Raw genomic sequence first — 14,400 nt, 5'->3', positions numbered from 1 at the left:
TCACACCCTGCGGGAAAAAAGTTCAGGGACTTTCAAAAACGCAGGTCACAGCGGTGTGCAAAGGTCAAAGCGCGCTGTATGTGGGGCTTGGCGAGGTGCCGGGCCGGTTCGGCAGCAAGGGTGCGAAGGCGGTCGGGGCGGGGGTGGCCACGCCGTCCTGGCGGGGGTCGTTGCCCGTGCCGCCGCTCTTGCCGCCGCCGTTGCCCCTGCCCGGCCGGCCCTCGTCGCCGCCGCCCGGGCCGCTGCTGTCGCCCTGGCCGTCGTTCTGGCCGCCCTGGCCGTTGTCGCCGCCCTTGTCGTCGCGGTGGACGTCGCCCTTGCCGTTGAGTCCGGCGCCGAGGACGGACTTGCAGAACCTGTTCACCCGGTCGGCGCCGCCCGCCAGTCCTTCCAGGGCGCGTCTGCGGTCGCCCCCCAGGGACTTGCCGTTCCGGATCGCGCGGCAGGACGTCAGCGCGCCGCTCCACCCGCCGGCCGGGGTGCCGGCCGAGCCGGTGTCCCGGTTCTTCGGCCTGCCGGACGGGTGGGGCGAGGCCTGCCCGGAGCCGCCGCTCGTGGCACCTGAGGTGGGAGTGCCGGTCTCGCCGCCGAGCAGGGACTCGGGCGAGGTCGAGCCCTCCGGGCGGCCGGGGGTACCGGCGGCCGATACGGAGGCGGCCGGTCCGGGACGGTTGTCGTCGAACGGCGTCGGCAGCACCCCGGTGCCGGCGGCCACCGCGACGCCGCCGAGCATGCCGGCGGTCAGCGCGGCGGCGAGGCCGAGCCGTGCGGGCCGGGCCCAGCCCGGGACCCGGGTCGGCCGGGAGCCGGCGCCGATACGGAAGAGGCCCGCGTCGGCGTTCCGCCCGCCCCTGCCCGGCTGCGCGACCGCCCCGGTCGACGCGGCCCATGCGGTCCGCGCGTCCTCGGCGGATTCGCGCGCTTTGCGGAAGGCAGCCACCGCGGCTTCCTCGCCGGGGAGTTCGGCGGCGGCCGGCATGGCCCGCGCGGAGAGCGCGCCGAGCGTGCCGGCGAGACGTTCTGCCTGGTCACGGGCGGAGGCGTCGACAGCTTCGAGCGACTCACCGCGCAGCAGACGTTCCGCCGTCACCCGGTTCAGCCACTTGTACCGCTCGTCGGCCATCACATGTCCTTCTGCGTCCGCGAACGCGTATGCGTCACACTCGCGGACGTCACCGCACGATCATTCGGTTCTCGCTGGGGCGGGAGCGCGTCGAGGACGCCTGCCGCCTCGGGGTCGGCACCGAGCAGTTCCGCGAGTTTCCTGAGCCCCCGGTGGGCCGCCGTCCGCACCGCGCCGGCGCGTTTGCCGAGGGTCTCGGCGGCGGTCTTGGCGTCGAGCCCCATGACGACCCTGAGGACGACCGCCTCGGCCTGGTCCTGCGGCAGCCGGGCGATGAGGGAGAGGGTGGAGTCGGTGGCCAGCGCCTCGATGGCCTCGCCGGCGGTGTCCGACTCGGCGGGCCGGCCGGTCAGTTCCGTCTCGTCGCCGCCGATCGCGGGGCGGCGGCCGCGCATCCGTATGTGGTCGAGTGCGCGGTTGCGGGCGATCCGGGCGGCCCAGCCGCGGAACCGGTCCGCGTCGCCGCTGAACCGGTCGAGGTCGCGGGCGATCTGCAGCCAGGCCTCGGAGGCGACGTCCTCGGCGTCCGGGTCGCCGACCAGCGTGCGGACGTACCCGAGCAGGCGGGGCTGCACCGCGCGATAGACGATGCGGAACGCGGTCTCGTCCCCGTCCTGTGCAGCACGTACCGCGGCGGTCAACTCCGCGTCGTCCCCCAGCACCCGTGTGTTCCCTACTGTGCGCCTAAACCGGCGCCGCTCTCGCGGTCGTGGTTCTCGCCGTCGTGGTTCCTCAATTGATGGTTGCGGTGTTCGGGACCGCAGATCGTTGCGGTGGTCATGCGTCTTCCACGGCCCGGCGCGAACTGAACGTTACGACTTGAAACCGCTCGCCGTCCACGTCCGTACAAGGTGCAACTATCTCGTGACGCCCTGAGGTGTGACAGAAAACGCACTCATGGCGCTGAACAGAGTACGGGCCGCCGCGCGGTCCGTGCCGCGCGACGGCCGGGGCCTCTCCTGTGGGGGGTGGCGGCCCCGGCCGTTGCTTCGGTCGTCACCGCCTCGACCGGAGCGGACGCCTCATGTGATTTTGTCGACTTTCTGTCGAAGTGTGCCGCCACCGTGGGCCGCGTCCGGCCGCCCTGGCCGCCCCCCGCCCCCTTTGCTTCCACGGGCCGTCCGCGCGCCGTCAGGTGGCGGGTGACGTTTGGTCAGGGCCGCACGCTGTGTCTAAGCGTGGCCTGTGTGACAGGTGTGACAGCTGTGACAGGCCTGACAGTGTTGGTCCTTTTCTAGGGGTGGGGACGAGTGAGTCCACGCGCGAAGCGTGCGTACAGACCGTTGAGCATGAGGCGACGGGCGTGGCTGACGCTCGGTGCGGTGGTCCTGGGCGGCGGGGGTGTGGTGACGTACGCCGTCGCCAGCCCGTCCGCCGGCCACGGAACCGGCGGGCAGGCCAGGCGGCCGGTGAAGGTCTACGACCTGGCGCTGAAGGGCACCACGGACGGCAAGCGGGAACTGCCGCGCACGGACACCCGGCAGTTCTCGCTGCTCGGCGTCTCCTGGACGGGGGCGACGAAGCGGCTGCACGGCACGGCCCAGGTGCGCACCCGGAGCGCCGAGACCGGCGAGTGGAGCGCCTGGCACGGTCTGGAGGCGGCCGACCCGCTGGAGGACCCGGAGGCCGGCCCCGACGCCCGCGGCGCGTCCGAGCCGCTCTGGGTCGGCCCCTCCGACGGCGTCCAGGTCCAGGTCGTCCACCAGGACGGCTCCACCCGTACCGGTCTGCCCAAGGGGCTCCAGGTGAACCTGGTCGACCCCGGCGTGGTGACCGCCGCGGAGACCAAGGCGGAGCCGGCCGCATTCGTCGCGGACGGCACCCCGAGCGACAGCGCGTCGCCCACGGATTCCGCGGCACCCGGCGCTTCCGTTTCCCCGGCCGACCCGGCTTCCCCGGCGGACTCCGCGTCGCCCACCGAGTCCGTGACGCCGAGCGGCTCCGTGACGCCGACCGACTCCGGGCCGGCCACCGGCTCAGCCTCCCCCGGCGACTCCGCGTCCGCCACGCCGACGCACAGCGCGTCCGCGAGCCCGTCGGCCACCACGCCCACCGCGCCGCCGTCCACCGTGCCCGAGCCGCCGATCGTCTCGCGGGCCGGCTGGGGCGCCGACGAGTCGCTGAGCCCGGACCCGTCGGACTACAACGCGGACGTGAAGGCCGTCTTCGTCCACCACACGGACGGCACCAACGACTACACGTGCGCGGAATCCCCGGCGATCGTCCGGGGCATCTACGCGTACCACACGCAGACCGAGCACTGGAACGACATCGGCTACAACTTCCTGGTCGACAAGTGCGGCACGATCTTCGAGGGCCGCAAGGGCGGTGTCGGCCTGCCGGTGTTCGGCGCGCACACCTACGGCTGGAACCGGGAGTCGGCCGGTGTCGCCGTGCTCGGTGACTACACCTCGGCCGGCGCCACGGACGCGGCCCTGGCGTCGATCGCCCGTATCGCGGCCTGGAAGCTCGGCCAGTACGGCGCCGACCCCGCCGGCACCGTCAAACTCACGGCGGGCGCGACCCAGACCAACTACTTCGGCACCGGCTTCACGGCGGGCACCGCGTACACCTTCAACCGGATCTCCGGGCACCGCGACGGCTACAACACCCAGTGCCCCGGCAACTCGCTCTACCCCCAGCTGCCGACCGTCCGCGCCTGGGCGTCCGGCCCGGTGCAGGGCCTGAAGCTCACCTCGCTGTCCGGCGCGAGCCTGTCCGGCTCGACGTACTACACCAAGGGGGCGATCACGGCGAAGTGGTCCGCCACCACGCCGGGTTCGCTGATCTCGAAGTTCGAGCTGCTGGTGGACGGCAAGGTGGCCGCCACCGCCTCCGGTACGGCGACCTCGGCCGGCGCCACGCTCGCCGCGGGCAGCCACACCGTCGCCGTACGGGCCGTGCACCAGTCCGGCAAGACCACGACGACCGCCGCGCTGACCGTCGTCACCGACGCCACGGCGCCGGCCTTCACCACCGCGCCGAAGCTCTCCCTGCGCACCGGCACCGTCAGCACCACCGCCGTCCCGGTCACCCTCGGCTGGAAGGCCACCGACGACGCGGCCCTGAAGTCGGTGAGCCTGCTCTCCCCGACGACGGCCACCTTCGGCCCGGCCACGACCGGCTCCAGCCGCACCGCCAAGCCCGGCACCGCGTCCACCTGGTCGATGAAGGCGTACGACTACGCGGGCAACACCCGCACCTCGTCCGTCTCCTTCACCCCGGTGATCCTGCAGGAGACCTCGGCCACCAGGTCCGGTACGTGGACGGCCCGTTCGTCCACCAGCTACCTGGGCGGCAAGTCGTACTCCAGCGGCTCCAAGGGAGCCAGCCTGAGCTGGACCTTCACCGGCCGGTCCGCCTCCTGGGTGGTCTCGCGGGCGTCGACCTCGGGCCAGGCCTACGTGTACGTCGACGGCACCAAGGTCGCCACCGTCGACCTGAAGTCCACGACGACCTCGTACCGCCAGGCGATCTGGACCAGGACCTGGTCGTCCAGTGCCAAGCACACCGTGAAGATCGTGGTGGTCGGCACCAGCGGCCGCCCGACGGTCACGACGGACGGCCTGGTGTACATCAAGTAGTTCTCACGTGGCCGAGTCCACCGGTTCGGGCGCCCGCTCCTGCGCAGCTTGCGGAGTGGGCGCCCGGTCCGCGTTCACGACCACGCCGGCGATCAGGGCGCCCAGCAGCAGCGCGGCCATCGCCCACCAGGTGGCCACGTTGAAGCCGTGCACCGCGGCCTTCGCCGCCAGCAGCGTCCGGTCCGGGATGCTCGCGGCATGCGCGGTGGCGTACCGGGTGGTGACGCTCGCGGCGATGGTGTTGAGGAGTGCCGTACCGATCGAACCGCCCACCTGCTGGGCGGTGTTGAAGGTGGCCGAGGCCGCGCCCGAGTCGCGCGGGGCGACGTTGCCGGTGGCCAGGGAGACGGAGGTCATCATCGCGGTGCCCATGCCGAGGCCGAGCATCAGCATGCCGGGCAGGATGTGCGAGGCGTACGCCGGCTCGACCCCGACCTGGGCTATCAGGGCCAGCGCCCCGGCCGCCAGCAGCAGCCCGGGCACCATCAGCACGCGGGGCGGGACCCGGTGCAGCAGTCTTGCGGCGACCTGGGTGGAGCCGGTGACCATGCCGACGGTGATGGGGAGATAGGCGACGCCGGTCTTCACGGGCGAGTAGCCGAGGACGCGTTGCATGTAGTACGTGAGGAAGAGGAAGACGCCGAACATGCCGACGGTCACCAGCAGCACGGTGAGGAACGCGCCGATGCGCTGCCGGTCCCGTACGACGGTCATCGGGAGCAGCGGGACCCGGGCCCGGGTCTGCCAGTAGCCGAAGAGGCCGAGCAGTGCGACCCCGCCGAAGAGCAGCGCCAGGACCAGGCCGTCGCTCCAGCTCCGGGACTCCGCCTCGGAGAAGCCGTAGACCAGGGAGAGCATGCCCGCCGAGCCGAGCAGGGCGCCGGGGACGTCGAGGCGGGCGTCGGGATGGCGGCCGCCGCCGGGCAGCAGGGCCCAGGCGCCGGCGAAGGCGACCAGTGCGATCGGCACGTTGACGTACAGGCACCAGCGCCAGTCCAGGTACTGGGTGAGGAAGCCGCCCGCGAGCAGCCCGACCGCGGCACCGGCGCCGATGATGGCGCCGAAGATGCCGAACGCCTTCCCGCGGTCCTTGGGGTCGGTGAACGTGGTGGCGAGCAGCGACAGCGCGGCCGGTGCGAGCAGCGCGGCGAACACGCCCTGCAGGGCCCGGGCCCCGAACAGCATCCCCTGGTTGACCGCGGCCCCGCCGAGGGCGGAGGCGGCCGCGAAGCCGACCAGGCCGGTCATGAACGCCACCCGGCGTCCGGCCAGGTCGGCGATCCGGCCGCCGAGCAGCAGCAGTCCGCCGAAGGCGAGGGTGTAGGCGGTGATCACCCACTGCCGGTTGCCGTCGGACATGTGCAGAGCGACCTGGGCGGAGGGGAGCGCGATGTTGACGATGGTCATGTCGAGCACGACCATCAGCTGGGCCAGCGCGATGACGACCAGGGCCCACCAGCGTCGGTTGTCGGCCATGAGCCAATCGTGCTCCCCCGTCGGCCACTTGGGAACGCCCGCGTCTCCTATTACGGTGTTTTTGCCGAACCTCGGCCGGCTATCCCAGAGCGTCCCGGCACAGCAGCCGCAGCGAGCCGTGGCCGCCGTAGCAGCGCCGGGCCTCGTCGATCGGGTCCCACAGCCTGCCGTCGGGGGTGCGGATCCAGTGGTCGCCGCCGGACGCCCACCACTCGGCGTCGATATGACGGACGATCACCTCGCCGGCGTAGGCCCCGAGACCGCGCAGCGTCTCCCGTACGGCGTCGTACGGCGCGTCCTCCCGGCGTATCTCCTCGATCATCCGGTCGACCCGCCACAGGCTCTGCGCCGAGTAGTCGAGCCGGACCCGGGCACCCTCGCGCATCATGGCGACCGCGTCCGCGGCCCAGCGGGCCGGTCTGGCGGCGGCGTGCGGCCTGCTCTGCTGCTGCGCGGTCCCATGGCGGGGTGTCACGTAGTGGGCTGTCACATAAGGAAGAGCGAGGTGGGCGGCGGTTTCGTCACCCGGATCCGGGGGTGTTCCCGCAACCGGCGCAGGACCCGCGCACCGCCCTCACGAATGGTTCACCCGAGCCCGCGGGCCCGGCGCGACACCACCGCGCGCAGCACCCGGCGGCCCTCGGTGGAGACGTCCAGCGCGCGGCGCAGCCCGGCCGCGCCGTGCCCCGCGAGCAGCTCAAGGACCGTGACCTGGCGGCGCAGTTCGGCGGCGACCAGCGGGGACATGCCCTCGGTGCCGCCCTCGCGGCGGGTGTCGACGGAGGGCGCCGCGTCCTCCGCGGGGTCGAGGAGCCGGTGTATCTGCAGCGAGGCGACGGAGCAGGCGTCGGCCCACAGGCGAACGCCTGCGGCCTCCGGTGACTCGGGCACGGCGTCGAGCATCCGCCGGGCGAGCACCTCGGCCTCGTCGGCCTGTTCGCCCGCCCTCCCGCCGGTGTCCTCGGCGGTGCCGAGCGAGCCGCGCGCCTTCTCCAGTCCCGCGCTCCAGTCGGAGCCCTCGGCGAGGCTCGCCCACAGCGGCCGCAGCACCAGGTCGTCCCCGCCCAGCAACGGCACGCACCGATCCAAACAGGCCAACCCACTGGCGGCCAGTCCGCGTTCATCGGCCTGAGCGATCAGCTCCACCAGGCTCATCCCACGCCTCCCAGAAACGGTACATACCAAGGCCCACTTGCACGGAGCTCGTACTTTCCCTAACTGCGTGCGACGGTACGGCAGTGTCACACAGGCGGAGCACCCGGGAGGCGGAGGAGTCCGAAGAAAGGCTTTTCGGCCAACGGCACGGCACTCGGCCGTGGCTCAGAGCGCGGCCGGAGCGGTGCCCGCCATCGCCTTCTCGTGCTGCATGCGGGTCAGCCGCAGTACGAGCAGGATCGCGAGGACGGCGGCGGCGATGTCGAGGGAGTCGGAAAGGATCATCCGCAGGGCGCCGTCGTGGACCTGGGCGGCGCCCTCGGCGTCGTCGCCGTAGCCGGCCGTCGCGGCGCGGTCGGCGAACAGCGAGGCCAGCCACAGCGTCCACCAGATGTTGACCAGCGAGTGCGAACGGGTCGTACCCCAGGGGCTGCTGGCGTCCCAGATGTCGAGGGTGATCCGGCGCGGGTACCAGAGGTTCACGACCGGCACGAACCAGCCGCCGATCGCCCAGCCCGGCGACTTCCGGTGCCGGAGCGGGTCGAACACCTGGGCGTTGGCCCGCACCCGCTGGAACCAGCACAGGTACACGACCACGCAGGCCACCAGCGAGACGGCCTGGGCACCGGCGGCGACGCCCAGGAGCTCGTCGGCCCGGTCGGCCCGGCGGAACGCGGCGGCGCCGGTCTCCCCGTCGGCCAGCGCGCCCGTGGCGTCGTACTGCAGGAAGTCCGCCCAGACGGCGAACAGGTCGGCGGCGACGACCGCCCCGAGCAGGACGGCGGCGGCCCAGCCGAGGCCCACGGGCGAGCGCAGCCACAGGCCCGGCGTGCTGCCGAAGGCCGGGGCCGGCTCGGGCGAGTCGCCGAGGCAGCGGTGGCACAGGGTGGCGCCGGGCGCGGCGGCGAAGTGGTGGCAGCGGGCGCAGATCAAGACGGTTCCCCCGGGACGCGGCAGTGCACGGAACCCTCCCCTGGCCCGCGCGCGGAATGCGGAACATACGGCCCGTCACCGCCGTACGTCCACCCGTAAATCACCGCGTCCCTCGCGGGTCAGCCCAGTCTGTTCGCGAGGGCCTTGAAGTCCGCCCAGGACATCGTCGGGTTGCCCGGGTCCCAGAGTTTCTGGACGGTGGCCCGCAGCGGCATCCGGATGCCGGCCGCCACCTGGTCCTGGGTCTGGGAGCCCGCGAGGTCGCACCAGACGGCGAAGGAGCCGCCGAGGACCTGGGGTTCGTAGCGTGCGGCCACGGCCGTGGTGCCGCGCAGCATGCGCGGGATCCACTGCTCGTAGATCCGCTGACCGGTCGGATAGACGAAGGTGTTGGGCTCGCCGAGGACGTAGTACAGGTACTCGTCGTTGTAGTTCAGGACCTTGCGGCCCGCCCTCAGGTACTCCACGGGCTGCCGGGCACCGATCTCCTTGCCCGTCCAGTAGGCGACCTGGAGGTCGTCGGCGGGCTGCACGGAGGTGCCGCGGAAGAAGCCGTCGTTCCAGGCCCGCAGGGTGCGGTCGTGGGCGCGGACGGTGTCGGCGCGGGCGTCGAGCCAGCCGGTGGTGAGGTCGGCGACGGTGGCGCCGGAGCCGTACTTCTGCCGGGCGGCGGCCGCGAGCTGCGGGTAGGAGGCCTGCGGGTTCGCGACGGTCAGGGCCTGGTACTCGTCGCCGCCGAGGTTCCAGTAGGAGCCGGGGAACAGGCCGGCGTACTCGTCGAGCAGGTCGTCGACGAGCTTCGCCGAGGCGTCCTTGGAGATGTCGATGGCGCCCCTGGTGGCGACGCCCTGCGCGTTGCGCAGCTGCAGCTCCGGGTGGGCGGCGAGGACGGCGCCGAGGTGTCCCGGAGAGTCGATCTCCGGTACGACCTGGATGTGCCGGGCGGAGGCGAGCGCGACGATCTCCTTCACCTGCGCCTTGGTCAGGTGGTCCCGGGAGACGATCTCGGGGTGGGTGTCGGACTCGATCCGGAAGCCCTGGTCGTCGGAGAAGTGCAGCCCGAGCTGGTTGAACTTCAGATCGCCGAGTTCTCGTATCCGGGACTCTATCCAGCCCGCGGTGAACGGCTTGCGCGCGATGTCCAGCATGAACCCGCGCTGCGGCTTGGCCGGCTGGTCCCGCACGACCCCCTCCGGGGCCGTACCGCCGCCGTGCACCTCCTGCTTGAGGGTCCGGGTGCCGTAGAAGACGCCCGCGTCCCCGGGCCCGCTGATCCGGACCGACCCGCCGCGCACGGTCATGGTGTACGACTCCGGGTCCCCGCCGCCACCGAGGTCGAGCCGCACGTCGCCCGGCCTGACGTCGTCGTCCGCACCCTTCTGCCCGGCGTACGACAGCCCCAGCTCGCCCGCCGTCAGCCGGCCCTCGTCGGCCAGCGCCGCGTTGCTCACCACGACCCGGCCGCCCTGCCGCGGGCGCCAGCCGGGGCCGCGGGCGGGCGTGTGGGAACGGACGGCGGGGATGGTGCGCGGGGCCTGGGAGAGGGGGTAGCTGCGGGTGGGCGTGGGAGTGGGGGTCGCCGCCCCGGAGTGCGCCCCGGACGAGGCCGCCCGGTCGCTTCCGGAGGGCTGCCGGCCCGCTCCGGCGGTACTCCCTGCGTCGCCGCCCGAGGAGGCCCATACGCCGATGCCCGTACCGAGCGCGACAGTCCCCGCGAAGGCCGCGGCGATCACCACCGCCCGCCTCCGCGCGCCCTGCCGTGCCGACGGCCTGCGCCTGTGCTGGCTCACAGCTACAACTTACGACGCACCCACCGCACAGCCGTCACCGACCCAATCCGAAACTCTCCCGTTCGGGTGAAATTGAGGCAACCAACGGACACGCCGTGAACGTCATCGATAACGTCGACGACACATCTCTCACAGCATCCCCTGCCACACCGCATGTGACGCGAGGACCTACGCTGCCCGCCCACCGTCTGCCCCATCTCCCCACCCCGCTGGACGCGTTCAACGCCGCCCCCGACGACGAGGCCGGCGCGCTGCTCCTGCACTGCCTGCACAGCCCGCGCTGGTCGCGCCGCATCGCCGACCACCGCCCCTACCCCGACGTGGAGTCCCTCCTGGCCGCGGCGGACGAGGCGGCGTACGACCTGTCCCCGGGGGACCTGTCGGAGGCCCTGGCGGGCGAGTGCCTCCCGGAGCTGCCCGAGGACACGTACTCGGCGGCCCACACGGCCCTGACGGCGGCCCACGCGGCCTACGAGGCCAGGTTCGGGCACGGGTTCGTGATCTACCTGGGCGACACCCGGCCCGAGGAGCGGCTGGACCGCGTCCTGGAGGGCATTTACTCACGTTTGGAGAACGATCCGGAGGACGAGCGGGTGATGTCCGTGGAGCAACTCCGGCGCCTTGCACAGGGGCGTCTGGTGGAGAAACTCAGGGGCGCGGGGCAGTATCCATCAGCGGCTCCGCCGCGGGGCGCGACCAGCCCAAACGCACCCGCACCCGGCAAATGACCGAATCCGGCACCCCGGATGCCGCCCGGCTAACCCATACGCGTGCCACTTTGATCACACCGGTAGGCCCGGCGTAAGCCCAGCGGCAGCGCATCGCTACGATGCTGGGGGCCGGTGGACCGTACCCGGCCGGGCCCGACCGACACCCACAAGCCGGCGCGGCCCCGATACCCCGCTCCCGGAGGGACTTCCGTGCCGGCTGGAACGCTGTACCGCGGCCGGGAAGGAATGTGGTCCTGGGTGGCTCACCGAGTCACCGGCGTCCTCATTTTCTTCTTCCTGTTCGTTCACGTGCTGGACACCGCTCTCGTCCGCGTCTCCCCCGAGGACTACGACAAGGTCGTAGCCACGTACAAGACGCCGATCGTCGCACTGCTGGAGTACGGCCTGGTGGCCGCCATCCTCTTCCACGCCCTCAACGGCCTGCGCGTGATCGCCGTCGACTTCTGGTCGAAGGGCCCGCGCTACCAGAAGCAGATGCTCTGGACGGTCGTCGGTGTCTGGGTCGTCCTGATGGCCGGGGCCGTTTACCCCGTTCTCGGCCACGCCGCTCGTGTCCTGTTCGGGAGCTGACGCAGATGTCGACCACTGAAACCCCCGCCGGCGTCGGCCCCGTCGAGGGCGCCCCGCTCTTCAACGTGGACAACCCGGCCCCGCTCATCGAGGCCCCGCGCAAGCGCACCAAGAAGACCCCGCGCTCCACCCGCGGCAACTTCGAGATGGCCGCCTGGCTGTTCATGCGCCTGTCCGGTGTCGTGCTCGTCGTCCTGGTCCTCGGCCACCTGCTGATCCAGCTGGTGCTCGACGGCGGCGTGTCGAAGATCGGCTTCGCGTTCGTGGCCGGCCGCTGGGCGAGCCCCTTCTGGCAGGTCTGGGACCTGCTGATGCTGTGGCTCGCGATGCTGCACGGCGCGAACGGCCTGCGCACGATCATCAACGACTACGCGGAGCGCGCGAACACCCGGCTGTGGCTCAAGGGCCTGCTCTACACGGCCACGGTGTTCACCATCCTGCTGGGCTCGCTGGTGATCTTCACCTTCGACCCGAACATCCGCTAGGCACGGGGCTGCGAGAATCATGAAGATCCACAAGTACGACACCGTCATCGTCGGCGCCGGCGGCGCGGGCATGCGCGCGGCCATCGAGTCGACGAAGCGCAGCCGCACCGCGGTCCTGACCAAGCTCTACCCCACCCGTTCCCACACGGGCGCCGCGCAGGGCGGTATGGCCGCCGCGCTCGCCAACGTGGAGGAGGACAACTGGGAGTGGCACACCTTCGACACGGTCAAGGGCGGTGACTACCTGGTCGACCAGGACGCCGCCGAGATCCTGGCGAAGGAGGCCATCGACGCCGTCCTCGACCTGGAGAAGATGGGCCTGCCGTTCAACCGGACGCCGAACGGCACCATCGACCAGCGCCGGTTCGGCGGTCACTCGCGCAACCACGGCGAGGCGCCGGTCCGCCGGTCCTGCTACGCGGCCGACCGCACCGGCCACATGATCCTCCAGACGCTGTACCAGAACTGCGTGAAGGAGGGCGTGGAGTTCTTCAACGAGTTCTACGTCCTGGACCAGCTGATCACCGAGGAGGACGGCGTCAAGAAGTCCTCCGGTGTGGTCGCCTACGAGCTGGCCACCGGTGAGATCCACGTCTTCCAGGCGAAGGCCGTCATCTACGCCTCCGGCGGCACCGGCAAGTTCTTCAAGGTGACGTCGAACGCGCACACGCTGACCGGTGACGGCCAGGCCGCCGTCTACCGCCGCGGGCTGCCGCTGGAGGACATGGAGTTCTTCCAGTTCCACCCGACCGGCATCTGGCGCATGGGCATCCTGCTGACGGAGGGCGCCCGCGGTGAGGGCGGCATCCTCCGCAACAAGGACGGCGAGCGCTTCATGGAGAAGTACGCGCCGGTCATGAAGGACCTCGCGTCCCGTGACGTCGTGTCCCGCTCCATCTACACGGAGATCCGTGAGGGCCGCGGCTGCGGTCCCGAGGGCGACCACGTCTACCTCGACCTCACCCACCTCCCGCCGGAGCAGCTGGACGCGAAGCTCCCGGACATCACCGAGTTCGCGCGCACCTACCTGGGCATCGAGCCGTACACGGACCCGATCCCGATCCAGCCCACCGCGCACTACGCGATGGGCGGCATCCCGACGAACGTCGAGGGTGAGGTCCTGTCGGACAACACCACGGTCGTCCCGGGCCTGTACGCGGCCGGCGAGGTCGCCTGCGTGTCGGTGCACGGCGCCAACCGCCTCGGCACCAACTCGCTCCTGGACATCAACGTGTTCGGCCGCCGGGCGGGCATCGCGGCCGCCGAGTACGCGCACGGTCACGAGTACGTGGAACTCCCGGAGAACCCGGCCGAGCTCGTCGTCTCCCAGATCGAGCGGCTGCGCTCCTCGACGGGCAACGAGCGGGTCGCCACGCTCCGCCGGGAGCTGCAGGAGACCATGGACGCCAACGTCATGGTGTTCCGCACCGAGCAGACGATCAAGACGGCGGTCGAGAAGATCGCGGAGCTGCGCGAGCGCTACAAGAACGTCTCGATCCAGGACAAGGGGCGTCGCTTCAACACGGACCTCCTTGAGGCCATCGAGCTCGGCAACCTGCTCGACCTCGCCGAGGTCATGGCGGTCTCCGCGCTGGCCCGCAAGGAGTCCCGCGGCGGTCACTACCGCGAGGACTACCCCAACCGCGACGACGTCAACTTCATGCGCCACACCATGGCGTACCGCGAGGTGGGCGACGACGGCGCCGAGTCCATCCGTCTCGATTACAAGCCGGTCGTCCAGACCCGCTACCAGCCGATGGAGCGTAAGTACTGATGGCAACCCCCGTTCTGGACAAGGCGGACGCGGCCGGCCAGCCCGAGCCCGGCTTCGCCGACTCCCCGTACATCACGGTCACCTTCCGGGTCCGCCGCTTCAACCCCGAGGTCTCCGCGGACGCGGTCTGGGAAGACTTCCAGCTGGAGATCGACCCGAAGGAGCGCGTCCTCGACGGCCTCCACAAGATCAAGTGGGACGTCGACGGCACGCTGACCTTCCGCCGCTCGTGCGCCCACGGCATCTGCGGCTCGGACGCGATGCGGATCAACGGCAAGAACCGTCTTGCCTGCAAGACCCTCATCAAGGACATCAACCCCGAGAAGCCGATCACGGTCGAGCCCATCAAGGGCCTGACGGTCCTGAAGGACCTGGTCGTGGACATGGAGCCGTTCTTCCAGGCGTACCGGGACGTCATGCCCTTCCTCATCACGAAGGACACGAACGAGCCCACGCGCGAGCGTCTCCAGTCGGCCGAGGACCGCGAGCGCTTCGACGACACCACGAAGTGCATCCTCTGCGCGGCGTGCACGTCCTCGTGCCCGGTCTTCTGGAACGACGGCCAGTACTTCGGCCCGGCCGCCATCGTCAACGCGCACCGCTTCATCTTCGACAGCCGTGACGAGGCGGGCGAGCAGCGCCTGGAGATCCTGAACGACCGCGACGGCGTCTGGCGCTGCCGCACGACCTTCAACTGCACGGACGCCTGCCCGCGCGGCATCGAGGTCACCAAGGCGATCCAGGAGGTGAAGCGAGCGCTGATCACGCGCCGCTTCTGA

At 71.4% G+C, this 14,400-nt stretch carries 13 protein-coding genes; 6 read left to right on the top strand and 7 right to left on the bottom strand.

Annotated features, from left to right (window positions below; translation table 11 throughout):
• Positions 1-64 precede the first annotated feature (64 nt).
• Positions 65-1,123, bottom strand: coding sequence for a hypothetical protein (locus ACFY0P_RS02510; protein WP_388906426.1), 1,059 nt, complete (start codon positions 1,121-1,123; stop codon positions 65-67).
• Entirely contained in the window at positions 1,123-1,785 is a 663-nt protein-coding gene (locus ACFY0P_RS02505) for an RNA polymerase sigma factor (protein WP_388906424.1), read from the bottom strand. The genes ACFY0P_RS02510 and ACFY0P_RS02505 overlap by 1 nt, the downstream gene beginning before the upstream one ends.
• Positions 1,786-2,412: 627 nt before the next feature.
• Between ACFY0P_RS02505 and ACFY0P_RS02500 the strand changes: the two genes are divergently transcribed.
• A complete protein-coding gene (locus tag ACFY0P_RS02500; RefSeq protein ID WP_388906422.1) occupies positions 2,413-4,707 on the top strand; it encodes an N-acetylmuramoyl-L-alanine amidase in 2,295 nt (764 codons plus the stop codon).
• A gap of 3 nt (positions 4,708-4,710) precedes the next feature.
• Here the strand turns inward: ACFY0P_RS02500 and ACFY0P_RS02495 are convergent, their stop codons facing one another.
• The 5 genes from ACFY0P_RS02495 to ACFY0P_RS02475 all read right to left on the bottom strand — a co-directional run bounded on the left by ACFY0P_RS02495 (position 4,711) and on the right by ACFY0P_RS02475 (position 10,061).
• Positions 4,711-6,183 carry a DHA2 family efflux MFS transporter permease subunit gene (locus ACFY0P_RS02495; RefSeq protein ID WP_388906420.1) on the bottom strand — a complete coding sequence of 491 codons (1,473 nt, stop codon included), beginning with the start codon at positions 6,181-6,183 and terminating at the stop codon, positions 4,711-4,713.
• A gap of 79 nt (positions 6,184-6,262) precedes the next feature.
• Positions 6,263-6,658: a hypothetical protein gene (locus tag ACFY0P_RS02490; protein ID WP_388906417.1), complete on the bottom strand. Its 396-nt coding sequence runs from the start codon at positions 6,656-6,658 to the stop codon at positions 6,263-6,265.
• A gap of 110 nt (positions 6,659-6,768) precedes the next feature.
• The gene (locus ACFY0P_RS02485) at positions 6,769-7,338 is read right to left on the bottom strand and encodes a hypothetical protein (protein WP_388906415.1); all 570 of its coding nucleotides are present in this window, start codon (positions 7,336-7,338) and stop codon (positions 6,769-6,771) included.
• 165 nt (positions 7,339-7,503) lie between these two features.
• Positions 7,504-8,271, bottom strand: a complete 768-nt coding sequence (locus ACFY0P_RS02480) for a DUF4328 domain-containing protein (protein WP_388906413.1) — start codon at positions 8,269-8,271, stop codon at positions 7,504-7,506.
• Between the two features lie 119 nt (positions 8,272-8,390).
• On the bottom strand, positions 8,391-10,061 hold the full coding sequence (locus tag ACFY0P_RS02475; protein WP_388906411.1) for a glycoside hydrolase family 20 protein: 1,671 nt from the start codon (positions 10,059-10,061) through the stop codon (positions 8,391-8,393).
• 155 nt (positions 10,062-10,216) lie between these two features.
• Between ACFY0P_RS02475 and ACFY0P_RS02470 the strand changes: the two genes are divergently transcribed.
• The 5 genes from ACFY0P_RS02470 (at position 10,217) to ACFY0P_RS02450 (ending at position 14,400) form a co-directional block, all read left to right on the top strand.
• On the top strand, positions 10,217-10,789 hold the full coding sequence (locus ACFY0P_RS02470) for a 2-oxo-4-hydroxy-4-carboxy-5-ureidoimidazoline decarboxylase (protein WP_388906409.1): 573 nt from the start codon (positions 10,217-10,219) through the stop codon (positions 10,787-10,789).
• A gap of 192 nt (positions 10,790-10,981) precedes the next feature.
• The gene (gene sdhC / locus ACFY0P_RS02465; protein ID WP_071659649.1) at positions 10,982-11,362 is read left to right on the top strand and encodes a succinate dehydrogenase, cytochrome b556 subunit; all 381 of its coding nucleotides are present in this window, start codon (positions 10,982-10,984) and stop codon (positions 11,360-11,362) included.
• 5 nt (positions 11,363-11,367) lie between these two features.
• Positions 11,368-11,847, top strand: a complete 480-nt coding sequence (locus ACFY0P_RS02460) for a succinate dehydrogenase hydrophobic membrane anchor subunit (RefSeq protein WP_352354818.1) — start codon at positions 11,368-11,370, stop codon at positions 11,845-11,847.
• Between the two features lie 19 nt (positions 11,848-11,866).
• A complete protein-coding gene (gene sdhA / locus ACFY0P_RS02455) occupies positions 11,867-13,621 on the top strand; it encodes a succinate dehydrogenase flavoprotein subunit (RefSeq protein ID WP_388906407.1) in 1,755 nt (584 codons plus the stop codon).
• Positions 13,621-14,400, top strand: coding sequence for a succinate dehydrogenase iron-sulfur subunit (locus tag ACFY0P_RS02450; RefSeq protein WP_046729767.1), 780 nt, complete (start codon positions 13,621-13,623; stop codon positions 14,398-14,400). The genes sdhA and ACFY0P_RS02450 overlap by 1 nt, the downstream gene beginning before the upstream one ends.

This window comes from Streptomyces sp. NPDC001714, from assembly GCF_042892755.1.
Taxonomy (GTDB): Bacteria; Actinomycetota; Actinomycetes; order Streptomycetales; family Streptomycetaceae; genus Streptomyces.
This window is presented reverse-complemented; position numbering and strand designations above follow the sequence as displayed.

Excerpts from the sequence above, each read along its gene's own strand:
- ACFY0P_RS02510 (WP_388906426.1), bottom strand. The coding sequence starts at position 1,123 with ATGGCCGACGAGCGGTACAAGTGGCTGAACCGGGTGACGGCGGAACGT.
- ACFY0P_RS02500 (WP_388906422.1), top strand. The coding sequence starts at position 2,413 with ATGAGGCGACGGGCGTGGCTGACGCTCGGTGCGGTGGTCCTGGGCGGC.
- ACFY0P_RS02495 (WP_388906420.1), bottom strand. The coding sequence starts at position 6,183 with ATGGCCGACAACCGACGCTGGTGGGCCCTGGTCGTCATCGCGCTGGCC.
- ACFY0P_RS02485 (WP_388906415.1), bottom strand. The coding sequence starts at position 7,338 with ATGAGCCTGGTGGAGCTGATCGCTCAGGCCGATGAACGCGGACTGGCC.
- ACFY0P_RS02460 (WP_352354818.1), top strand. The coding sequence starts at position 11,368 with ATGTCGACCACTGAAACCCCCGCCGGCGTCGGCCCCGTCGAGGGCGCC.
- sdhA (WP_388906407.1), top strand. The coding sequence starts at position 11,867 with ATGAAGATCCACAAGTACGACACCGTCATCGTCGGCGCCGGCGGCGCG.
- ACFY0P_RS02450 (WP_046729767.1), top strand. The coding sequence starts at position 13,621 with ATGGCAACCCCCGTTCTGGACAAGGCGGACGCGGCCGGCCAGCCCGAG.